This window comes from Kocuria tytonicola (assembly GCF_003687455.1).
Taxonomy (GTDB): domain Bacteria; phylum Actinomycetota; class Actinomycetes; order Actinomycetales; family Micrococcaceae; genus Kocuria; species Kocuria tytonicola.
The window spans coordinates 1-21,375 of the sequence record NZ_PHOA01000019.1 but is presented as its reverse complement, the minus strand read 5'-3'; the positions used below and the strand labels follow the sequence as shown (position 1 = coordinate 21,375).

At 70.7% G+C, this 21,375-nt stretch carries 18 protein-coding genes; 6 read left to right on the top strand and 12 right to left on the bottom strand.

What is annotated here, in order from left to right; translation table 11 throughout:
- Positions 1-26: 26 nt before the first annotated feature.
- From CWC38_RS03995 to CWC38_RS03985, 3 genes are all read right to left on the bottom strand, one after another.
- Positions 27-1,115 carry a BMP family lipoprotein gene (locus CWC38_RS03995; protein WP_121845533.1) on the bottom strand — a complete coding sequence of 363 codons (1,089 nt, stop codon included), beginning with the start codon at positions 1,113-1,115 and terminating at the stop codon, positions 27-29.
- Between the two features lie 278 nt (positions 1,116-1,393).
- Positions 1,394-2,653: an amidohydrolase gene (locus CWC38_RS03990; RefSeq protein WP_165860332.1), complete on the bottom strand. Its 1,260-nt coding sequence runs from the start codon at positions 2,651-2,653 to the stop codon at positions 1,394-1,396.
- 54 nt (positions 2,654-2,707) lie between these two features.
- Complete coding sequence (locus CWC38_RS03985) at positions 2,708-3,823, bottom strand: mannose-1-phosphate guanylyltransferase (RefSeq protein ID WP_121845532.1); 1,116 nt, start codon at positions 3,821-3,823, stop codon at positions 2,708-2,710.
- 356 nt (positions 3,824-4,179) lie between these two features.
- Here CWC38_RS03985 and sdhC point away from each other — a divergent pair, with 356 nt between their 5' ends.
- The 4 genes from sdhC (at position 4,180) to CWC38_RS03965 (ending at position 7,686) form a co-directional block, all read left to right on the top strand.
- Complete coding sequence (sdhC, locus tag CWC38_RS03980; protein ID WP_121845531.1) at positions 4,180-4,557, top strand: succinate dehydrogenase, cytochrome b556 subunit; 378 nt, start codon at positions 4,180-4,182, stop codon at positions 4,555-4,557.
- Between the two features lie 4 nt (positions 4,558-4,561).
- On the top strand, positions 4,562-5,047 hold the full coding sequence (locus CWC38_RS03975) for a succinate dehydrogenase hydrophobic membrane anchor subunit (protein WP_121845530.1): 486 nt from the start codon (positions 4,562-4,564) through the stop codon (positions 5,045-5,047).
- 105 nt (positions 5,048-5,152) lie between these two features.
- On the top strand, positions 5,153-6,904 hold the full coding sequence (gene sdhA / locus CWC38_RS03970) for a succinate dehydrogenase flavoprotein subunit (RefSeq protein ID WP_121845529.1): 1,752 nt from the start codon (positions 5,153-5,155) through the stop codon (positions 6,902-6,904).
- Positions 6,904-7,686 (top strand): succinate dehydrogenase iron-sulfur subunit, encoded by a 783-nt coding sequence (locus tag CWC38_RS03965; protein ID WP_121845528.1) that lies wholly within the window; start codon positions 6,904-6,906, stop codon positions 7,684-7,686. The genes sdhA and CWC38_RS03965 overlap by 1 nt, the downstream gene beginning before the upstream one ends.
- An 88-nt stretch (positions 7,687-7,774) precedes the next feature.
- On the opposite strand, the gene CWC38_RS03960 is transcribed toward CWC38_RS03965, so the two are convergent.
- The 7 genes from CWC38_RS03960 to glyA all read right to left on the bottom strand — a co-directional run bounded on the left by CWC38_RS03960 (position 7,775) and on the right by glyA (position 14,519).
- Positions 7,775-8,944: a YihY/virulence factor BrkB family protein gene (locus CWC38_RS03960; protein WP_121845527.1), complete on the bottom strand. Its 1,170-nt coding sequence runs from the start codon at positions 8,942-8,944 to the stop codon at positions 7,775-7,777.
- Complete coding sequence (locus CWC38_RS03955; protein ID WP_240625038.1) at positions 8,931-9,503, bottom strand: 2'-5' RNA ligase family protein; 573 nt, start codon at positions 9,501-9,503, stop codon at positions 8,931-8,933. Before CWC38_RS03955 ends, CWC38_RS03960 begins: the two co-directional genes overlap by 14 nt.
- A 115-nt stretch (positions 9,504-9,618) precedes the next feature.
- Positions 9,619-10,647 carry a tryptophan--tRNA ligase gene (gene trpS, locus CWC38_RS03950; protein ID WP_121845526.1) on the bottom strand — a complete coding sequence of 343 codons (1,029 nt, stop codon included), beginning with the start codon at positions 10,645-10,647 and terminating at the stop codon, positions 9,619-9,621.
- Positions 10,648-10,691: 44 nt separating this feature from the next.
- On the bottom strand, positions 10,692-11,531 hold the full coding sequence (locus CWC38_RS03945; RefSeq protein ID WP_121845525.1) for an exodeoxyribonuclease III: 840 nt from the start codon (positions 11,529-11,531) through the stop codon (positions 10,692-10,694).
- Positions 11,532-11,630: 99 nt separating this feature from the next.
- A complete protein-coding gene (locus CWC38_RS03940; protein WP_121845524.1) occupies positions 11,631-12,164 on the bottom strand; it encodes a hypothetical protein in 534 nt (177 codons plus the stop codon).
- Between the two features lie 188 nt (positions 12,165-12,352).
- On the bottom strand, positions 12,353-13,243 hold the full coding sequence (locus CWC38_RS03935) for a bifunctional methylenetetrahydrofolate dehydrogenase/methenyltetrahydrofolate cyclohydrolase (protein ID WP_121845523.1): 891 nt from the start codon (positions 13,241-13,243) through the stop codon (positions 12,353-12,355).
- Position 13,244: 1 nt separating this feature from the next.
- Positions 13,245-14,519, bottom strand: a complete 1,275-nt coding sequence (glyA, locus tag CWC38_RS03930) for a serine hydroxymethyltransferase (RefSeq protein WP_121845522.1) — start codon at positions 14,517-14,519, stop codon at positions 13,245-13,247.
- Between the two features lie 318 nt (positions 14,520-14,837).
- On the opposite strand from glyA, the gene CWC38_RS03925 reads away from it, so the two are divergent.
- Positions 14,838-18,194: a beta-phosphoglucomutase family hydrolase gene (locus CWC38_RS03925; RefSeq protein ID WP_121845521.1), complete on the top strand. Its 3,357-nt coding sequence runs from the start codon at positions 14,838-14,840 to the stop codon at positions 18,192-18,194.
- A gap of 78 nt (positions 18,195-18,272) precedes the next feature.
- Positions 18,273-18,827 (top strand): gamma carbonic anhydrase family protein, encoded by a 555-nt coding sequence (locus CWC38_RS03920; RefSeq protein ID WP_121845520.1) that lies wholly within the window; start codon positions 18,273-18,275, stop codon positions 18,825-18,827.
- Between the two features lie 59 nt (positions 18,828-18,886).
- On the opposite strand, the gene purH is transcribed toward CWC38_RS03920, so the two are convergent.
- Together purH and purN are read right to left on the bottom strand one after the other, a co-directional pair.
- Positions 18,887-20,497: a bifunctional phosphoribosylaminoimidazolecarboxamide formyltransferase/IMP cyclohydrolase gene (gene purH / locus CWC38_RS03915; RefSeq protein WP_121845519.1), complete on the bottom strand. Its 1,611-nt coding sequence runs from the start codon at positions 20,495-20,497 to the stop codon at positions 18,887-18,889.
- A 163-nt stretch (positions 20,498-20,660) separates the two neighbouring features.
- Positions 20,661-21,272 carry a phosphoribosylglycinamide formyltransferase gene (gene purN, locus CWC38_RS03910; RefSeq protein WP_121845518.1) on the bottom strand — a complete coding sequence of 204 codons (612 nt, stop codon included), beginning with the start codon at positions 21,270-21,272 and terminating at the stop codon, positions 20,661-20,663.
- Positions 21,273-21,375: the final 103 nt, after the last annotated feature.

Sequence of the window (21,375 nt, the reverse complement as noted above, 5' to 3'; positions counted from 1 at the left end):
TCTGCGCTCCTGCCCGTGGCGCCCGGTCAGGACTTCGGGGCGTTCTTGGACTCCACCGTGACCTTGTGGTCGATGATGTCCTGCTTGAGCTGCTGGACCTGCTTGTCGAGGTCCTCGCCCACCTTCTCCTGCTGGTCGTGGTACGGGGCCAGGCCCACGCCGCCGTTCTCCAGGGTGCCCACGTACTGGGTGTTGTCGAACTTCCCGTCCGCGGCCTGGGTGACCACGTCCTCCACGGAGGTGGACATCTCCTTGAGCACGGAGGTGAGCAGGTACTCCTTGCCGGAGTCCAGCGTCTCGTAGCCGTCCGTGTCCGGCCAGATCAGACGCACGTTCTTGCTGCCCTTGTTCGCCTCGGTGACCGCGTCCACGGTGCCCTGGGCCGCCTGGCCGGCCACCGGCAGCACCACGTCCGCACCGTCACCGATCAGGTTCTGGGTCACGGTCTTGGCCTTGGACGAGTCCTGGAAGGAGCTGAGGAACGTGCCGTTCTGGGAGTCCTTGTTCCAGCCGAGGACCTTCACGTCCTTCTTGTTCTTCTCGTTGTAGTACTTCACACCGTCCGCGAAGCCGTCCATGAACACGGTCACGGTGGGGATGTCCATGCCGCCGTACGTGGCCACCTTCCCGGTCTCGGAGGTCCCCGCGGCGAGGTAGCCCGCGAGGAACGCGGCCTCGGCGGTGTTGTAGACGATCGGCTTGACGTTCTCCGCCTTGATGGAGTTGTCGTCCACGATCGCGAAGTGCTTGTCCGGGTTGGCTCCGGCCACCTTCTTGGTGGTGTCCGCGAGGAGGAATCCCACGGACACGGTCAGGTTGCAGCCCTGCTGGGCCATGGACGTCAGGTTCGGCTCGAACTCGGTCTCGGACTGCGACTCGGCCTGGCTGACCTTGATGCCCTTGTGCTCCTCCGCGGCCTTCAGACCTTCGTAGGAGCTCTGGTTGAACGAGCGGTCCTGGAATCCGCCGTCGTCGGAGACGATGCAGCCCTTGAAGTCCGAGGCCTGGCTGCTGTCCCCGGAGGCACCAGGGGCCGCGCCGCAGCCGGCGAGCGTGAGGCCGGTGACCCCGGCCAGTCCGAGCGCACCCAGGGTGCGGAAACGACGAGTGATCATGGGGTCCTCCGGAGGATCGGGCTCGGGGAAGCCGTGCGGTTGGGAGCCGGGGCGTTGCGCCCGGCGGCCGAGGTGACCGGCGGCTCCCTTCGCGTCCTCGCGTGGGTCACCGTCACCTCCCCTGACCGGGAGCGGACGACGGCGCCGCGTGGACTCCGCGCGCCTCCTCACCGGGGCGGTGTGGTGCGGTGCGCACGGCCGCCCGGAAAGTGACCCGGGTCATAGGTCTGCCCAGTGTAGCCCGTGAGCCGACCGTGCGTGTCCCCCACCGCGGCGTGTCACTCCTCGGGGATCTCGGGGGTCTGCGTGGCATCGCTGAGTTCACGCACCCGCAGCCGCACGGCGCGCAGGGCGGTGGAGGCCATCACCTGGACACCGCAGCGGATCGCCTCCTCCTGGGGGGAGTAGTCGGACTGGTGCAGGTCGTAGGTGCGGCCGCCGGGCTCACGGGTGCCGAGTCGCATCATGGCGCCGGGCACGTGCTGCAGGAACCACGCGAAGTCCTCCCCGCCCATGGACTGCTCCACGAGCAGGATGCTCTCCTCGCCGAGCTCGGCGCGCGCGGCGATCTCCAGCAGGGTGGTCTCGGTCTCCCCGTTCACGACCGGGGGCACGCCGCGGATGTGCTCCAGGTCCACGTTCACGCCGTAGGGCGCGGCCACCTGGCCCACCACCTCGTCGAGCATCTCGCCCGCCTGGTACCACGCGTCCGCATCCAGGCAGCGCATGGTCCCGGCCATGAAGCCGGACATGGGGATCGCGTTGGGCGCCACCCCGGCGTGGATCTGCCCCCACACCACCGCCACGCCGGAGCGGACGTCCACCCGCCGGGACAGCACCGCGGGCACGTCGATGGCGATCTGGCTCATCGCGTAGACGAGATCCTCGGTGAGGTGCGGGCGGGACGTGTGCCCGCCGCGGCCCGAGAGCTCGATCCGGATGGTGTCCGAGGCCGAGGTGATGGCGCCGATCCGGGTGCCCACCTGGCCCACGTCCACCTTGGGCTCGCAGTGCAGCGCGAACATGCGCGGCACCCCCGAGAGCACGTTCTGCCGGATGATGCTGAGCGCCCCGCCGGGCAGCTTCTCCTCGGCGGGCTGGAACACGATCCGCACGGTCCCCGCGAAGGGCGAGGAGCGGTGCAGGTCCGCGAGCACCCGGGCCACCCCGAGCATCACCGTGGTGTGGATGTCGTGGCCGCACGCGTGCATGACGCCCTCGTTGATGGAGGCGTAGTCCAGGCCCGTGTCCTCCAGAATGGGCAGTGCGTCGATGTCCGCGCGCAGCCCCACCATCACGGGCCCCCGGCCCACGTCCACGTAGCACCCGGTGCGCTCGAAGCGCACGGGGTGCAGCCCGGAGGCCTCCAGGGCGTTCACGATCCGCTCGGTGGTCCGGTACTCCTCGTAGGACAGCTCCGGGTGGCGGTGCACGTCACGGCGGAACCGGATGAGGTCCGGGAGGTAGTGGCTGAGCAGGGGCCCGATCGCGGGGGGCAGCCCCACGTCGTCGGCGGAGGGCAGCGGCAGGTCCAACATGCCTGTCAGCGTACCGCCGTGGAGCCCCGGTGCCTCCGCGCGCGTCACGGGGCGTCAGAGGACGTCCGTGTCCCCGTTGCGCTTGAGGGAGTCCACCGCGTTCTTCACGCGCTGCGCGTGCTCCGCGGTGGTGACCAGCAGGGCGTCCGGGGTGTCCACCACCACGATGTCCTGCACTCCGATCAGGGCCACGAGCCGCCCGGTGTCGGAGACCACGATGCCCGAGGACTCGTCCGCGAGCACACGGTTGTTCTGCCCCAGGATGGAGACCTGCGAGTCCGTCCGGGGATCCACCTTGTTGAGGCGGTTGATCGCCGCGAAGTCCCCCACGTCCTCCCAGGTGAAGTCGCCGGGGACCATGGCCACCGCACCGGCGGCCGCCGCGGGCTCGGCCACGGCGTAGTCGATCGCCGTCTTGGTCAGCGTGGGCCACACCTCGTCCACCACGGCGTCGCGCTCGGGGGTGTCCCACGCGTCCGCGATCCGGTCCAGTCCCCTGGCCAGCTCGGGCTCGCTCTCCCGCAGGTAGTGCAGCATGAGTCCCACCGGGGCCACGAACATCCCGGCGTTCCACGTGTAGCGTCCGCTCGCCACGTACTGGCGTGCGGTGGCCTCGTCGGGCTTCTCCACGAACTGCTCCACGGCCAGTGCGTGCGGGGCCCCCGCCAGACCCAGCGACTCCCCCGCCTTGATGTAGCCGAAGCCCGTGGCCGGGGAGGACGGGGTGATCCCGATCGTCACGATCCGCCCGGTGTCCGCTGCCAGCACCGCCTCCCGCACGACCGCCTGGAACGCCTCGGCCGGCTCCACCACGTGGTCCGGGGCGAACGAGCCGATGACGGCGGTGGGATCCCGACGCTCGATGAGCGTGCACGCCAGACCGATGGCCGCCGCCGAGTCCTTGGGGGACGGCTCCAGCACGAGGTCGCTGCCCGTGAGCTCGGGCAGCTGGTCCTGCACCGCACCCGCGTGCGAGCGTCCCGTGACCACCATGATGGGCCCGCCCGTGAGCGCGGCCAGCCGGTCGTAGGTGGCGCGCAGCAGGGAGGAGCCGGAGCCCGTGAGGTCCAGCAGGAACTTGGGCGCGTCCGCGCGGGAGAGGGGCCACAGCCGTGAGCCCACGCCGCCCGCGGGGATGAACGGATGGAATCGTTGCAATGGCGAAGTCACGACCGACAGTGTACGGCCCGACCCGCGCCGTTCAGCGGATCGTCACGCCGTGACCTCCCCCGGGTTCCGCCGCATCCCCCGTCCGGGGGACGTCCGTCCCCGGGGTAAGCCCCCCGACAATGCTCCGGATTGGGGCACCCCGAACTGCGCTAATTCCGCACCAGGACGCCGTTCTGGGGATGGCGACACGTTGTCAGTGAACTCCCGGGAGGCTGGTATCTTGGGTGGGAAATACCGCATCATCCATGACAGAGCCAGCCAGGGCTCCGCCATCGCCGTGCACCCGCGCGAGAACGCTTCCGTTGGTCACCGACCACCAGTGCGCACGACGACGAGCGACACAGGGAGGACATTCCGTGGCGAACTCATCCAGGGGCACCCTTTACCGCGGCCAGTACGGCATGTGGTCGTGGGTAGCCCACCGCATTACCGGCGTGGCCATCTTCTTCTTCTTGCTGGTCCACGTTCTCGACACCGCTCTCGTGCGGGTATCCCCCGAGGCGTACAACGCAGTGATTGCCACCTACAAGAACCCCGTCATGGGCCTGGGCGAGGCCGGTCTGGTGGCCGCGATCGTCTACCACGCCTTCAACGGCCTGCGCATCATCCTGATCGACTTCTGGAAGGGCGGGACCAAGAACCAGAAGGGCCTGCTCTGGGGCGTCCTCGCCCTCTGGGTCATCGTGATGATCCCGTTCCTCATCCGTCACCTGTCAGTCGTATTCGGGGGTTGATACCGTGAGCACTCCTCTCAAGACCAAGATCTCAGTCCCCCGCAGCCGCGACCTCGAGGTGGACGGCGTCAAGTACAACCGCGCCGGGTCCTCCCGCAGCAGCTTCGAGATGTTCGCGTGGCTGTTCATGCGCATGTCCGGCGTGGTCCTCATCGTGCTGGTCTTCGGCCACCTCTTCGTCAACCTCATGGTGGGCGAGGGTGTGCACGCCGTGGACTTCGGCTTCGTGGGCGGCAAGTGGGCCAGCCCCTTCTGGCAGGTCTGGGACCTCGTCATGCTGTGGCTCGCCATGCTGCACGGCACCAACGGCATGCGCACGATCATCGACGACTACGCCGGTCGGGCCACCACGCGCTTCTGGCTGAAGGTCCTGCTGTTCGTGGCCTCCGCGTTCGTCATCCTGCTGGGCACCATGGTGATCTTCACCTTCGAGCCCTGCCCCGCCGGAGCCGATCCCTCCCTGCTGGCGTCCTTCTGCTCCGCGCAGTGACCCGGTGAACGGTGGCGGCCACTCGGCCCCACCGTTCGCGGCCGTTCCCGGTCCCTGATCGACACCGCACTTCTCTCACTCACCCACGTAGAAAGAACATCTGGTATGCAGGTTCACAAGTACGATGTGGTAATCGTCGGCGCCGGTGGCGCCGGCATGCGTGCCGCCATTGAGTCCGGCCAGCGCGCCCGCACCGCCGTGCTGACCAAGCTCTACCCCACCCGCTCCCACACGGGCGCCGCCCAGGGCGGCATGTGCGCCGCCCTCGCGAACGTCGAGGAGGACAACTGGGAGTGGCACACGTTCGACACCGTCAAGGGCGGCGACTACCTGGTGGACCAGGACGCCGCCGAGGTCATGGCCAAGGAGGCCATCGACGCGGTGCTGGACCTGGAGCACATGGGACTGCCCTTCAACCGCACCCCCGAGGGCAAGATCGACCAGCGCCGCTTCGGCGGCCACACCCGTGACCACGGCAAGAACCCCGTGCGGCGCGCGTGCTACGCCGCGGACCGCACCGGTCACATGATCCTGCAGACCCTCTACCAGACGTGCATCAAGCACAACGTGGAGTTCTTCAACGAGTACTACGTCCTGGACCTGATCATGGTGGACACCCCCGAGGGCCGCCGGCCCGCGGGCGTGGTGTCCTACGAGCTCGCCACCGGTGAGTTGCACGTGTTCCAGGCCAAGTCCGTGGTGTTCGCCTCCGGCGGTGCAGGCAAGGTCTTCAAGACCACGTCCAACGCCCACACCCTCACGGGCGACGGCATGGCCATCGCCTTCCGCAACGGGCTGCCGCTGGAGGACATGGAGTTCGTCCAGTTCCACCCCACGGGCCTTGCGGGACTCGGCATCCTGGTCTCGGAGGCCGCCCGCGGTGAGGGCGGCATCCTGCGCAACTCCGAGGGTGAGCGCTTCATGGAGCGCTACGCCCCCACCATCAAGGACCTGGCGCCCCGCGACATCGTGGCCCGCTCCATGGCCAACGAGGTCCGCGAGGGCCGCGGCTGCGGTCCCAACAAGGACTACGTGCTGCTGGACCTCACGCACCTGGAGCCCGCACACATCGACGCCAAGCTGCCGGACATCACGGAGTTCGCCCGCACCTACCTCGGTGTGGAGCCCTACACCGAGCCGGTGCCCGTGTTCCCCACCGCGCACTACTGCATGGGCGGCATCCCCACGGACATCAAGGGCGAGGTCTTCCAGGACTCCGAGACCACCATCCCCGGCCTGTACGCCGCCGGCGAGGTGGCCTGCGTGTCCGTGCACGGCTCCAACCGCCTGGGCACCAACTCGTTGCTGGACATCAACGTGTTCGGCAAGCGCGCGGGCATCTTCGCGGCCGAGTACGCGCAGACCGCCGAGTTCCTGCCCGTTCCCGACGACGCCACCGCCCGCACGGAGGCGCTGCTCGACAATGCGCGCAGCCCGCACGGCAACGAGAAGGTGGCCGCGATCCGCAAGGACCTGCAGGACACCATGGACCTGAACATGCAGGTGTTCCGCACGGCGGAGACCATCCAGAAGGCCCTCGACGACATCGCGGCGCTCGAGGCCCGCTACGCCAACATCTCCATCCAGGACCAGGGCAAGCGCTTCAACCTCGACCTGCTCGAGGCCGTGGAGCTGGGCTTCCTGCTGGAGCTGGCCAAGGTGATGTCCGTGGCCGCCCTGCACCGCGAGGAGTCGCGCGGCGGACACTTCCGCGAGGACTTCCCCGACCGCGACGACGAGAACTTCATGGTCCACTCCATGGTCTACGAGGACGCGTCGTCCGCCACCGCGGGGATCCGGCAGGAGACCAAGCCGGTGATCATGACCCGCTACGAGCCGATGGAGCGTAAGTACTGATGTCCACAGCAGTGACCGAGAACCAGAACCAGGACGCTCAGCAGCCCGACGCCGAGGGTGGGCAGAGCATCCCCACGTACGACATCGTGCTGCAGGTCCGCCGCTACGATCCCGAGTTCGAGACCGAGGCGCACTGGGACGAGTGGAAGCTCACCATGTACGGCACGGACCGCGTGCTGGACGCCCTGCACAAGGTCAAGTGGGAGCTGGACGGCTCGCTGTCCTTCCGCCGCTCGTGCGCCCACGGAGTCTGCGGCTCGGACGCCATGCGCATCAACGGCCGCAACCGGCTCGCGTGCAAGACCCTGCTCAAGGACCTGGACCTGTCCAAGCCCATCACGGTGGAGCCCATCAAGGGCCTGCCGTGCGAGAAGGACCTGATCGTGGACATGGAGCCGTTCTTCCAGTCCTACCGCGAGATCATGCCGTTCCTGGTGAACGAGGACCACACGCCCACCGGCGAGCGGTTCCAGTCCCAGGAGGACCGCGAGCGCTTCGACGACACCACCAAGTGCATCCTGTGCGCGGCGTGCACGTCCTCGTGCCCCGTGTTCTGGACGGACGGGCAGTACTTCGGCCCCGCCGCGATCGTGAACGCGCACCGGTTCATCTTCGACTCGCGCGACCAGGCGGGTGACATGCGCCTGGAGATCCTCAACGACAAGGAAGGTGTGTGGCGCTGCCGCACCACCTTCAACTGCACCGAGGCGTGCCCCCGCGGCATCCAGGTGACCAAGGCCATTGCCGAGGTCAAGAAGGCGGTCTTCGCGTCCGCCCTGTGAGGCGGCAGACCCCCGCATGACAGCGGCCCTGGAATCCTCCTGGATTCCGGGGCCGCTTCCTCATCTGGGTGCAGGCTCCGCCGGGGAGTCAGTCCCTCCGGCCCGCAGCGCTGCTCCCCGCCGTCGGCGCCCCGAAGTGTGGCGGGGCGTCGCCGCACACTCCCCGAGCGGCGTCGGGAAGGGCTGCGGCAGCCACCACCGTGACGGCGCGGTTCTCCCGCTCCGGCTGCGCGCGGGCCCCGCGGATGTCCGCCTGCACCACGGCGCCGGTGGCCGCCGCGAGCAGCAGCACCTGGCCGTAGATGTTGAACCAGAGCAGCACGCCCACGAGCACTGCCACGGACAGCAGGTAGGGATTGCCGGCGGTGCCTCCGATGACCTCGCTGCCCCCGTAGCGCAGTGCCTGCGAACCGAGAGCCCCCACCAGGACGGTGGCCAGCGCGGACTTGCGGTGCAGCTTCAGCTGGGCCACTCCCCGCACGAGGGAAAGGCTCAGCAAGCAGTCCACCACGAGTCCCACGGCAAAAGTGACGGCGGACTTGCCACCACCGTCGAGCCACGGCCGGACCCGGGTGAGCCCGATGTCGCCGAGCCAGCCGACCACGCCGTCCACGGCGCCGGAGGCCACGATGCTGACGGTCGCGGAGGCGAGCAGCAGGACTCCGATGACCACGAGCCACGCGAGGTCGCGGGGCACGGCCGCCATGGGAACGCCGGGCGCCGGGGGCAGTTCGAACATCCGGCGGGTGGCCAGCCGCACCCCGGCCACCCACCGCCAGGCCGTGAACAGCAGCACTGCCACGGCCACGGTGGAGGCCACGGAGAACGGGCCCGTGTTCTCCAGCAGGGCCAGGGGAATCACTCCGCCGCTGCCGTCCCCCACGTCCAAGAGCCCAGGGATGTTGGATGAGAGTCCCGCCACGAGCGTCTGCTGCAGCGCAGAGTTGGTGCCCAAGAACGTGGCGAGCGTGGCGAAGCAGATCACGAGCAGCGCCGTGGAGGCGAAGAGGAGCTGGTAGGCGAGACCCGCGGCCATGAGGGGGCCGCCGTGGAACATGTAGTGGGCCACGACGCGGACGGGGAACAGCGCCATGAAACGCGCGAACGCCCAGGCGAAGAAGGCGCCCGCACGTCGCCCGGGGGGCGCGCCGCGGGACGCGAGGTCTCGTCGCACGGCCCGTAGCCGGCGGTGCTCGGCGCGCAGCCCGGCCCGGTCCACGAGGGCCGGGACCACCGGCGGGGGGTCAGTGCGCGTCACGGCTGCGCTCGGCGGGGACACCGAACGGAATGCTCTCCCGCACGTGCCAGATCCCCTGCTCGTCCCCCTCGTAGAGGTGCACGCGGTCCACGAGGAAGCCCGCGGTGTAGGTGCGCAGCATCTGCTGGGCGCGGTCGAGCGTCTCGTCCGTGGCGCCGTGGGCCAGCGTGACGTGGGGGTGGAAGTCGAAGGGGGACGCGGACTCGATGTGCTCCGCGAGCAGCTCACGGTGCAGCGTCGTGCACTGCCCGGCACCGCGCTCCACCCTCAGGTACACCACCTGCGTGACGGGACGGAAGGTCCCCGTGCCGCGGATCTGCACGTGGAACGGCTCCCACCGTGCCGCCACCCGGCGCACGTGGGCCACGAGCTGCTCCCAGTTCCCGGCGACGGCCGTGATCATGAGGGTGATGTGCGCGGGTGCACTGCCGGCCTGGGCGTCCCCGAAGGACGCGCGCCAGTCCTGCACCTCCTGGCCCATGGGCTCGGGCAGCCGGATGACCACCCCGGCGTGGACCCGGCCCGGGAGCACGGTGGGAGAGGGCATTCCCTGGTTCACACGGACCTCCTCGGTTCGGCCGCGTCCCACCCTACCCCCACTACTGTGATCCACCGCACACCACCCCAGGTCCTCTCTCGCCGGATCACGCCGGATCACGCCGGATCACGCCGGATCACGCCGCGGGCAGGAAACCCATGCGCTCGTACACCTCGGTGAGCGTGCGGGAGGCGATGGCCCGGCCCTTCTGCGCGCCGCGGGCCAGCAGCCGGTCCAGCTCGGCCGGGTCGTCGAGCAGCTCCTGGGCCCGCTGCTGGATGGGCTGCAGCGTCTGGGTCACCACGTCCGCGAGGTCCACCTTGAGGTGGCCGTACATCCTGCCCTCGTACTGCGCCTCGAGCGTCTCGATCGGGGTGCCGGTCAGCGAGGAGTAGACGGTCAGCAGGTTGGAGACACCGGGCTTGGTCTGCCGGTCGAAGCGCACCTCGGTGCCGTCGTCCGTGACGGCGGACTTGATCTTCTTCGCGTTGACCTTCGCGGTGTCCAGCAGCCGGACCAGTCCCGCGTCGGAGGGCGCGGACTTGGACATCTTGGCCGTGGGGTTCTGCAGGTCGTAGATCTTGGCGGAGTTCTCCAGGATCTTGGCGTCCGGCACCGCGAAGGTCTGCCCGAACCGCGAGTTGAAGCGCTGGGCGAGGGTGCGGGTGAGCTCCAGGTGCTGGCGCTGGTCCTCCCCCACCGGGACCTGGTTGGCCTGGTAGACCAGGATGTCCGCGGCCATCAGCACGGGGTAGGTGAACAGGCCCACCGTGGTGTTCTCCGCGCCCTGCTTCACGGACTTGTCCTTGAACTGCGTCATACGTGCGGCCTCGCCGTAGCCGGTGATGCAGTTGAGCACCCACGCGAGCTGGGTGTGCTCGGGCACCTGGGACTGGATCAGCAGCGTGGAGCGCTCGGGGTCGATGCCCGCGGCGATGTACTGCGCGGCCGTCACGCGGGTACGCTCCTGCATGGTGGCCGGGTCCTGCCCCGTGGTGATGGAGTGCAGGTCCGCCACGAAGAACACGCAGTCGTTCTCGTCCTGCATGTCCACCCAGTTGCGCAGGGCACCCACGTAGTTGCCCAGGTGCAGGGAGTCGGCGGAGGGCTGGACGCCGGAGACCACGCGCGGGGTCTGGTTCGCCGGGGTGCTGGTGTCGGTCACGGTGGCAGTCTTCTTTCGGTCGTGCGGTTCCGGCGGGAGCCGGCTCAGCTGAGGCGGTAGTCCACCACGAGCGGGGCGTGGTCGGAGAAGCGGGGGTCGTAGGAGGCGGCGCGGTCCACCGTGGCGCTCTGCGCGCGGGCGGCGAGGCCGGGGGTGGCCATGTGGTAGTCGATGCGCCACCCGGCGTCCGTGTCGAACGCCTTGCCGCGGTAGGACCACCACGTGTAGGGCCCGGGCACGTCCCCGGCGAGACTGCGGGCGACGTCCACGTAGCCCACGTCCCCGAAGAACCTGTCGAAGTACGCGCGCTCCTCGGGCAGGAATCCCGCGTTCTTGACGTTGCCCTTCCAGTTCTTGATGTCCCGCTCGGTGTGGCCCACATTGAGGTCCCCCACCACGAGGGCGTGGTCGCTCCCGCCCGCGATCTGCGGCAGCCGGGTGAGCATGGCGTCCATGAAGCGGTACTTGTCCGCCTGCTTGGGCGTGTCCACCTCGCCGGAGTGCACGTACGCGGAGACCAGGGTGAGGGTCTCGCCGCTGGGCAGCGTCACGTCGTTCTCGATCCAGCGCCCGGAGTCGTCGAAGTACTCCTCGCCGATCCCCACGCGGGAGGCGGTGGGCAGCAGCGCGCCGTCGAACGCGTCGCGGCGGGTGGCGATCGCCACGCCCGCGCGGCCCTTCGCCGCAGCCTCCGCGTGGCGGACGTCCCAGACGTCCTCGTCCAGCAGCTCGCGCGTGATCTTGTCCGGAGCCCGCACCTCCTGCAGGCACAGCAGGTCCACCTCCCGGGGGGCCAGCCACTCGGCCATGCCGCGCCGGTACGCGGCCCGGATGCCGTTCACGTTCACCGTGGCGATGCGTATGCTCTGCCCTGACTGCGCCATGCGGGTGTGTCTCCTCGAAGTGTTCGTCCTGCGTGGGTCTCGCGAGAGCCCGTCTCCTGTTGCTGGTGGGGCGACGACGCCGCGCTGCCCCTGCCGCGGTCAGTCCACCACGGTACCGCTGACCGCGGTCCCGGAGTCCCTGAGGCTGCGCAGCCCGTTGGCCGCGGTGATGTCGATGGTCTCGAGCGCCCGGCCGATCTGCTCGGGCTCGGGCTCCGGGGAGGACAGCTGCTCCTTGACCACCTTGGACTGCACCAGGATCACCTGCATGCCGTGGGCGAGCTTCTCGTCCCGCAGGGACTGGCCGGGGCCCGCCGGGGCGGTGGCCGCCGGGGCCCTGCCGTGCTGGGCCTGGAACTGCTCCTGCGCCTGGCGCACCTGCTCCCGCCCGAAGCGGGCGGCCTTGCGCACCATGCTCAGCGCCCACACGGCCAGCATGAGCCACCCCAGGGCGATCCCGGCCAGGATCCAGCCCAGCAGCGAGTTGGAGTTGGCAGCCTGGATGAGGGCCACGGCGAAGATGACCACCAGCACGGCCAGGCCGATGATGGTCCCCCACAGGGCGGTGCGCCCCGAACGGGGAGCCCCGGTGGTGTCGGCGGGCTGGGTGGGCGAGGATCCGATCGGCTGCATGGGGCCATTGTCTCAAACCGTGCGGGGCGCACCGAATCGGCACCTGCCCCGGAGGCACCGCCACCCGCGCACCATCCCCGCCGGGCCGCAGCCACCACGACGACGCCGCCCGGTCGCCTCGTGCGGGAGGCGGCCGGGCGGCGTCGTCGGCGGGCGGATGGAGCGCCGGAGCCCTGCGGCGCCGCGGCTCAGTCCGCGGCGGCCACCCGGCGTTCACAGGATTCCACCACGTTGACGAGCAGCATGGCGCGCGTCATGGGGCCCACTCCCCCGGGGTTGGGGGACATCCAGGAGGCGCGCTCCGCGGCGGCGGGGTCGATGTCCCCGGTGAGGCGGCCCTTGCCCGTCTCCGGGTCCGGGACGCGGGAGACGCCCACGTCCAGCAGGACGGCCCCCGGCTTGACCTGCTCCGCCGTGACCATGTGCGGCTTGCCCGCCGCGGCGACCACCACGTCCGCCTGCGCGAGCAGCTCGGGCAGGTTGCGGGTGCCCGTGTGCGCCAGGACCACGGTGGCGTTGATCTCCCGGCGGGTCAGCAGCAACCCCATGGGGCGTCCCACGGTGACCCCGCGCCCGATCACCAGCACGGTGCGGCCCGCCAGCTCCACGCCGTGGCGGGTGAGCAGCTCCACGATGCCGTTCGGTGTGCAGGGCAGCGGCGAGGTCATGGGCTCGCTCACGTTGAGGACCAGGCGCCCCAGGTTGGTGGGGTGCAGCCCGTCCGCGTCCTTGGCGGGGTCGATCCGCTCCAGGACCGCGTTCGTGTCCATGTGCTGGGGCAGCGGCAGCTGCACGATGTACCCGGTGCACTGCGGATCCTCGTTGAGCTCGTCGATCACGCGCTCGAGCTCCTCCTGGGAGGCGTCCGCGGGCAACTCCCTGCGGATCGAGGCGATGCCCACCTGCTCGCAGTCGCGGTGCTTGCCCGCGACGTAGGAACGGGACCCGGGGTCGTCGCCCACGAGCACCGTGCCCAGCCCGGGCACGACGCCCCGCTCGCGCAGCCGGGCCACCCGCTCGGCGAGCTCCGCCTTGATCTGCCCGGCCGTGGCCTTGCCGTCGAGAACCTGAGCCGTCACCTCACCACTCCTCGAGGCCGGGGTACAGCGGGAACTGCTCCGTCAGCGCGTCCACGCGGGCACGCAGGGCGGAGATGTCCGCGCCCGGCTTCAGTGCCTCGGCGATGACGTCCGCGACCTCGGTGAACTCGTCCGCTCCGAAGCCGCGCGTGGCGAGCGCGGGCGTGCCGATGCGCAGACCCGAGGTGACCATGGGCGGACGGGGGTCCCACGGCACCGCGTTGCGGTTGACCGTGATCCCGGCCTGGTGCAGCAGGTCCTCGGCCTGCTTGCCGTCCAGCTCGGAGTCCCGCAGGTCCACGAGAGCGAGGTGAACGTCCGTGCCGCCCGTCAGCACGGAGACACCGTGCTCCGAGAGGTCCGCGGAGTTCAGCCGCTCGGCGAGGATCTGCGCGCCCTCGATGGTGCGCCGCTGGCGCTCCTTGAAGCCCTCGGACGCCGCGATCCTGAACGCCACCGCCTTGCCCGCGATGGCGTGCATGAGCGGACCGCCCTGCTGGCCCGGGAACACGGCGGAGTCGATCTTCTTCTTGAGGTCCGCCTCGCACAGGATCACACCGGAGCGCGGACCCGCGAGCGTCTTGTGCACCGTGGAGGTGGTCACGTGGGCGTGGGGCACGGGGTTGGGGTGCAGCCCGGCGGCCACGAGGCCCGCGAAGTGCGCCATGTCCACCCACAGCTTGGCGCCCACCTCGTCCGCGATCGAGCGGAACGCCTCGAAGTCCAGCTGCCGGGAGTACGCGGACCAGCCGGCCACGATCACGTTCGGGCGCGCCTCGAGCGCCTGCTCGCGCACCTTGTCCATGTCGATCCGGTAGGTGTCCGGGTCCACCTCGTACGCGGCGATGTTGTAGAGCTTGCCGGACACGTTGATCTTCATGCCGTGCGTGAGGTGCCCGCCGTGGGCCAGGGAGAGGCCCATGAGCGTGTCGCCGGGCTGCATGAGCGCGGCCATCACCGCGGTGTTCGCCTGGGCGCCGGAGTGCGGCTGGACGTTCGCGTGGTCCGCGCCGAAGAGCTCGCACGCCCTGTCGCGGGCCAGGTTCTCCACCACGTCCACGTACTCGCAGCCGCCGTAGTAGCGGCGCCCGGGGTAGCCCTCCGCGTACTTGTTCGTGAGCACCGAGCCCTGCGCCTCGAGCACCGCGCGCGGGGCGAAGTTCTCCGAGGCGATCATCTCCAGCGTGGAGCGCTGGCGTCCCAGCTCGTCCTGGATCGCCTGGGCGACGTCCGGGTCCACCTCAGAGAGCGGCTGGTTGGTCACAGATTCCGTCATGCTCCACCTTCTTCGTCCACGGTCGGTTCCCCCTCAGCATATCCAGGAACGGGGACCCCTCGTCCCGTGGATCACCTCCGTCCCGTGCTGGTGCACCACCGGCTCCGTCGCGGCTCCTTGCCGGTCACCGCGGGGCCACGGCGTCCGGGGCGGCCGGTCGTGTCGTGGCCGGCGGTCGTCTACGGGTAACGTGTGTGCCCGAACCTCACGCGCGTGACGTGCTCACGCGTCGTCGACGCGCTGCAGGGCCGCCGCTCTCCCCGGGGAGACCGCGCAGCACCACCCGTTCCCGTCCCCTGTGCTAGGAGTTCCCGCGCCGTGAACGTTCTTCCCACCGCCCCGTTCACTGCCGCCATGCCCCGTGTGGAGGACGGCCGCGCGCCGTCCGAGCCGACGGATGTGCTGCGCACCCGCTACGCCGCCGTCATCTTCGACATGGACGGTGTGGTCACGGACACCGCGGGTGTGCACGCCCGGGCCTGGAAGAAGCTGTTCGACCAGCTGCTCGCGGATCCCCGCCTGGCTGCGGCGGACGAGGGGGTGGAGGTGGACCGCAGCCCGTTCGACATGGGCAGCGAGTACCGCACCTACGTGGACGGCCGACGCCGCGAGGACGGCGTGCGCGCACTGCTCGCGGCCCGCGGGGCCGTCCTGCCCGAGGCGGGCGGCCAGGACGAGCCGCAGCCCGGGGACTGGACCGTGCAGGGCCAGGCCGGCGCCAAGGACGGCTACTTCCACGAGGAGCTCGCCGAGCACGGTGTGCGCGTGTTCGAGGGGACCGTGGCGATGATCGAGCGGCTGCGCGCGGGCGGCGTGCCCGTGGGCCTGGTGACCGCGAGCCGCAACAGCTCCGTGGTGCTCTCCGCCGCGGGTCTGCAGGACTCCTTCGACCGGGTCGTGGACGGCAACTGGGCCGCTGAGCACGGCCTGCCCGGCAAGCCCGCACCGGACACGTTCCTCGAGTGCGCCCGGTTGCTGGACGTGGCCCCGGAGAACAGCGTGGTGGTCGAGGACGCCGTGGCCGGCGTGCAGGCCGGCGCCGCCGGGGGCTTCGGCCTGGTGGTGGGCATCAACCGGGACGGCGCCCGGGAGCGCCTCTACCGCGCCGGCGCCCACATGGTGCTCAACGACGTGGGGGAACTGGACCTCGGTGCCCGGCGGGACGATCCCTGGCGGCTCGTGTTCGACGGCTTCGACCCCGCCACCGAGGCCCGCCGCGAGGCGCTGCTCACCCTGGCCAACGGCTACATGGGTGTGCGCGGGGCCGCGTGCGAGTTCCCGGACAACGGCGTCCACTACCCCGGCACCTACCTGGCCGGTGTGTTCAACCGCGTGCTGAGCCACGTGAACGGCCGGGACGTGGAGCACGAGTCCATGGTCAACGCCCCCAACTGGCTGCACCTGGACCTGCGCTTCTCCGAGGGCCGCTGGTGGTCCGAGGGCGGGCTGCGCGCGAGCGACGAACGCGTGGAGCTGGACCTGCGCCGCGGCCTGCTGATCCGCACCCTCGTGCTCACCGATGCGGAGGCGGACCCGGAGTCCGGCGGGCCCGCCCGCTCCCTCGAGATCGAGCAGCGCCGCCTCGTGTCCCTGCGCCACCGCCACCTGGGCGCGCAGGAGACCAGGATCGTCGCGCGTGATGCGGGCGGTCGCCTGCACATCCGCACCGGCGTGGACCCGGCCGTGACCAACAGCGGCGTGGCGGAGTACCGGGAGCTGAACTCGCACCACCTGGCGCTGCTGGAGTCCACCACCCTGCCGGACGAGCACGAGACCCTGCTCTCGCTCGTGCGCACCTCCCAGTCCAAGATCGAGATCGCGATGGCCCAGCGCACGCGCATCGAGGCCGAGGGCCCCGTGACCGAGCGCCGCGAGGTGCGCCCCGGCGGCATCGAGTTCCGGCGCCACACCGTGCAGCTCGAGCCCTGGAGCCCGGTGCTGGTGGACAGCACCACCGCCGTGGTCACGAGCCGGGACGCCGCGATCGGCTCTCCCCGGGACGGTGCGCTGGCCGAGCTCAACCGCTCCCCATTCGGCGTGCGCAAGCTGCTCGCGTCCCACGAGATCGAGTGGGCCCGCCTCTGGGACCGCTACGAGGTCACACTGGAGTCCGCGGAGGACACCCCCGAGCACCTGAGCACCCAGCTGGCGGTGCGGACCCACCTCTTCCACGCCGCGCAGACGCTCGCTCCCCACCTGACCCTGCGCGACGCCGGTGTCCCCGCCCGCGGTCTGCACGGCGAGGGCTACCGGGGGCACATCTTCTGGGACGAGCTGTTCATCCTGCCGGTCATCAACATGCGCCAGCCCCAGGTGACACGGTCCCTGCTGTCCTACCGCTGGCGGCGCCTGTCCATGGCCCACCAGCGCGCCCAGGAGATCGGCCTCTACGGTGCGGCCTTCCCGTGGCAGTCCGGCTCGGACGGCCGCGAGGAGACCCCGCCCGAGCTGTACAACCACCACTCCCGCCGGTGGCTGCCGGACAACTCGTGGCGGCAGTTCCACGTGGGGCTCGCCATCGCCTACAACGCGTGGGTCTACTACGAGTCCACGGGTGACATGGACTGGCTCTCGGGCCAGGGCGCGGAGCTGATCATCGGCATCACCCGGCTGTTCGCCTCCCTGGCGGAGTACGACTCCCACGACGGCAGGTACCACATCGCGGGTGTCATGGGCCCGGACGAGTACCACGACGGGCCCGCGGGCCAGCACGGCGGAGGGCTCGAGGACAACGCGTACACGAACGTCCTGGCCTCGTGGCTGTTCCGCCACTCCGCGCACATCTTCAACGACATGGTGGAGCACCAGCGCGAGTACCTGGAGTCCCGCTTCGAGATCTCCCCGCAGGAGGTCCAGACGTGGTTGAACATGGCCAAGAACATGTACGTGCCGTTCAACGCGGACGGCACGATCGCCCAGTTCGAGGGCTACGACGACCTCGTCGAGCTCGACTGGGACTTCTACCGGACCAAGTACCGCAACATCGGCCGCCTGGACCTGCTCCTCGAGAACGAGGGGGACCTGACCAACAACTACAAGCTGTCCAAGCAGGCGGACACCATCATGCTGGTCTACCTGCTCGGTCCCGACGGCGTGGTGGAGGAGCTCGCCCGGATGGGCTACACCACGGACGTGGACGCCGTGCAGCGCACCGTGGACCACTACATCGCCCGCTCCTCCAACGGCTCGTCCCTGTCCAGGGTGGTCAACGCCGCCGTGCTCGCGTGGCTGGACCCGGACCGTTCGTGGGGCTCGTTCCAGGACGCGCTGATGATCGACATGGACGACACGCAGGGCGGCACCACGGGCGAGGGCATCCACCTGGGGGCCATGGCCGGGTCCGTGGACGTGGTCACCCGCGCGTACGCCGGACTTCGCGTGCGCGGGCAGTGGCTCGAGTTCCAGCCCGCGCTGCCCCGGGAGATCGAGGCCGTGGACTTCACCGTGCTGTACTACGGCCAGGTCATCGAGGTCTCGCTGGACCACGACATCCTGGAGCTCGAGGGCAGTTCCGTGAAGGCGGACCCCGTGACCATCCACGTCAACGGCGCCGAGTACGTGCTCAAGGGCGGACAGAAGATCTCCGTGGCACTGCGCCACCGCGCGTCCCGCCACCCGGAGAAGGCCACCGCGGCACTGCGGCGCCGCTTCATCTCGGACGTCGGCGAGCTCTGAGCCCCGTGGGCGACGCCGCCCTGCCGGGCACGGCGTCGCCCGCACCACCCGGGACGCGGCCCCACTAGGCTGTGCTCCATGACACACGACACGACCGCCCCGAACCCCTCCCGCGAACCGCTCGTCCTCTCCTACGGTCAGCGCAGACCCGTGGTGTCGGAGACGGCCTTCGTGGCCCCGAACGCCACGATCGTGGGGGACGTCTCGGTGGGTGCCGGCGCGGGGATCTTCTACGGCGCCGTCGTGCGCGGGGACCGTTCCCCGCTGCGCGTGGGAGCCAACTCCAACCTGCAGGACAACGTGACGGTGCACTCGGACCCCGAGCACCCCACCACCATCGGTGAGCGTGTGAGCGTGGGCCACGGAGCGGTGGTCCACGGCTGCACCCTCGAGGACGACGTCCTGGTGGGCATGAACGCCACCGTGCTCAACGGCGCCGTGGTGGGCAGCGGCAGCCTGGTGGCCGCGGGCACCGTGGTGCTGGAGGCCACCGTGGTGCCGCCGGGTTCTCTCGTGGCCGGGGTGCCGGGCACGGTCCGCCGCGAGCTCACCGGGGAGGAGCGCCGCGCGGTGAGCCGCAACGCGCAGCACTACATCGAGCTCTCCCGGGAGCACCGCGCGCTGAACTCCTGAGCCTCTCACGGGAACGGCCCGGACTCCACGAGTCCGGGCCGTTCCTCCGTGCGGGGGGGTCAGTGGAAGAAGTGCCGCGCCCCGGTCACGTACATGGTCACGCCCGCCGCCTGCGCGGCCGCGACGACCTCCTCGTCGCGGATGGAACCGCCGGGCTGGACCACGGCGCGCACACCGGCATCCAGCAGCACCTGCAGCCCGTCCGCGAACGGGAAGAACGCGTCCGACGCCGCCACGGCACCGTGGGCGCGCTGCGCACCGTCCTCGGCGAGCGTGTTGGCGCGCTCCACGGACAGTCGGCACGAGTCCACGCGGTTGACCTGGCCCATGCCGATGCCCACGGAGGCGCCGTCGTGCGCGAGCAGGATCGCGTTGGACTTCACCGCCCGCAGCGAGCGCCACGCGAACTCGAGGTCCGCGAGCGTCTTCTCGTCCGCTGGCTCCCCGGCCACGAGCGTCCAGTGGGCGGGGTCGTCGCCCTCGGCGTCCAGGCGGTCCGCCTGCTGGAACAGGGCGCCTCCGGAAACCCCCCGGTACTCCAGGGGGTCGCGCTCGAAGCCCTCGGGCAGGGCGAGCAGCCGGATGTTCTTCTTGGCCTGCAGGATCTCCAGCGCCTCGGGCTCGAACTCCGGCGCCACGACCACCTCGGTGAAGACGGGCTGGAGATTGCGCGCCATCTGGGCGGTGACCGGCCGGTTGGCCGCGACCACTCCTCCGTAGGCGGAGAGCGGGTCGCACGCGTGGGCCTTGAGGTGCGCGTCCGCGATCGGGTCCGACGCACCGGGGGTGGCCACGGCCACACCGCACGGGTTGTTGTGCTTGACCACGGCCACGGCGGGCTGGTCGTAGTCGAAGGCGGCGCGCACGGCCGCGTCCGCGTCCACGTAGTTGTTGTAGGACATGGCCTTGCCGTGCAGCTGCTCGGCCTGGGCGATCCCGGGGGCCGCGGCGTCGTCGGTGTAGAGCGCGGCCTTCTGATGGGGGTTCTCGCCGTAGCGCAGGGACTCCGCGCGCTGGAAGGCGAGCCCGGCGTACGGGGGCCAGAAGCTGGCCTCGGGGTCATGCTCGAACTGCTGGGCCGTCCACGTGGCCACCGCGGTGTCGTACGCGGCGGTGTGGGCGAAGGCGGCTGCGGCGAGCCTCTGCCGTGCCGCGAGGTCGTAGCCGCCGTCGTGGGCGGCCCGCACCACGTCCGGGTAGCCCGCGGGGTCCACCACCACGGACACCGCCGCGTGGTTCTTCGCGGCGGCGCGCACCATGGAGGGCCCGCCGATGTCGATCTGCTCCACGACGTCGTCCCGCGCGGCGCCCGAGCGCACGGTCTCCTGGAACGGGTAGAGGTTCACCACCACCAGGTCGAACGGGTCGATGCCCAGCTCGTCCAGCTGCGCCACGTGCTCGGGCCTGCGGCGGTCCGCCAGGATCCCGGCGTGAACGCGGGGGTGCAGAGTTTTGACCCGGCCGTCCAGGCACTCCTGGAACCCGGTGACGTCCGCGACCTCGGTGACGGGGACTCCTGCGGCCTGGATGGTCCTGGCCGTGGTGCCGGTGGAGACGATGTCCACCCCGGCGTCGTGCAGGCCTCTCGCGAGGTCCTCCAGACCGGTCTTGTCGTACACGGAGATCAGGGCGCGTTTCAGCGGCACACGGTTCAGGTCGGAAGTGTTCACGGACTCTCCAGGAAGACGTGGGGACGTGTGGTCCGGCGCTGCCCGCCGAGGACCTCCCGGGCCCGTGCGGGGACCGGGAGCGCGGCCTCTCGGGTGCCGCTCACCGCACCCGTCGTCCGGAGACGACGACGCGGGTGCGCGGCAGCGCAGCGCCCCCGCCAGTCTACGGCCGGGCCTTTCGGACGGCGGCCCGTGCGTCACCCGGGGACGCGGCCCGCTGCCGCCCCAGGGCGTCCAGGGTGTCCACGAGCAGCTGCCGCTCTGCGGTCTTGATCCGCTCGTGCAGGCTCTCCTCGGTGTCCTGCGCCCCGATGGGCACGGCCACCTGCGCGAGGATCGGGCCCGCGTCCACGTCCGGGACCACCTCGTGCACCGTGGCACCGGTGATCTTCACCCCGTGGGCCAGGGCGTCCCGGACGGCGTGCGCCCCGGGGAACGAGGGCAGCAGGGACGGGTGGGTGTTGACGATGCGCCCGGGGAACGCGGCCACGAAGTCCGCGTCCACGATCCGCATGAAGCCCGCGAAGACCACGCGGTCGGGGCGGCGCGCGGCCACCTCCCGTTCCAGCGCGCGGTTCCACTGCGCCCGGTCCGCGTGCTCGCCGGGCGCCACCACGAAGGTCTCGATGCCCGCGGCCTCGGCGCGCCGCAGGCCCTCGCACGGCCGGTCCGCCCCCACGGCCGCGATCTCCACCGGGGACTCGCCGTGGTGGAGGGCGTCGATCATCGCCTGCAGATTCGTGCCGGAACCGGACACCAGGACCACTGTGCGCATGGGCCCATGCTAGCCGTGGCGGCGGCCCGTCCGGGCGCGGTCCGCCCGCCGGGAGGCCCGGCCCGTCTCGCCTAGAGTGGTGGCCATGCAGGACTCCCACGAC

Coding starts and splice junctions, on each gene's coding strand:
- purN (WP_121845518.1), bottom strand. CDS start 21,272: ATGCGCACAGTGGTCCTGGTGTCCGGTTCCGGCACGAATCTGCAGGCG.
- CWC38_RS03945 (WP_121845525.1), bottom strand. CDS start 11,531: ATGGCGCAGTCAGGGCAGAGCATACGCATCGCCACGGTGAACGTGAAC.
- sdhA (WP_121845529.1), top strand. CDS start 5,153: ATGCAGGTTCACAAGTACGATGTGGTAATCGTCGGCGCCGGTGGCGCC.
- glyA (WP_121845522.1), bottom strand. CDS start 14,519: ATGACGGAATCTGTGACCAACCAGCCGCTCTCTGAGGTGGACCCGGAC.
- CWC38_RS03940 (WP_121845524.1), bottom strand. CDS start 12,164: ATGCAGCCGATCGGATCCTCGCCCACCCAGCCCGCCGACACCACCGGG.
- CWC38_RS03995 (WP_121845533.1), bottom strand. CDS start 1,115: ATGATCACTCGTCGTTTCCGCACCCTGGGTGCGCTCGGACTGGCCGGG.
- CWC38_RS03990 (WP_165860332.1), bottom strand. CDS start 2,653: ATGTTGGACCTGCCGCTGCCCTCCGCCGACGACGTGGGGCTGCCCCCC.
- CWC38_RS03965 (WP_121845528.1), top strand. CDS start 6,904: ATGTCCACAGCAGTGACCGAGAACCAGAACCAGGACGCTCAGCAGCCC.
- CWC38_RS03920 (WP_121845520.1), top strand. CDS start 18,273: ATGACACACGACACGACCGCCCCGAACCCCTCCCGCGAACCGCTCGTC.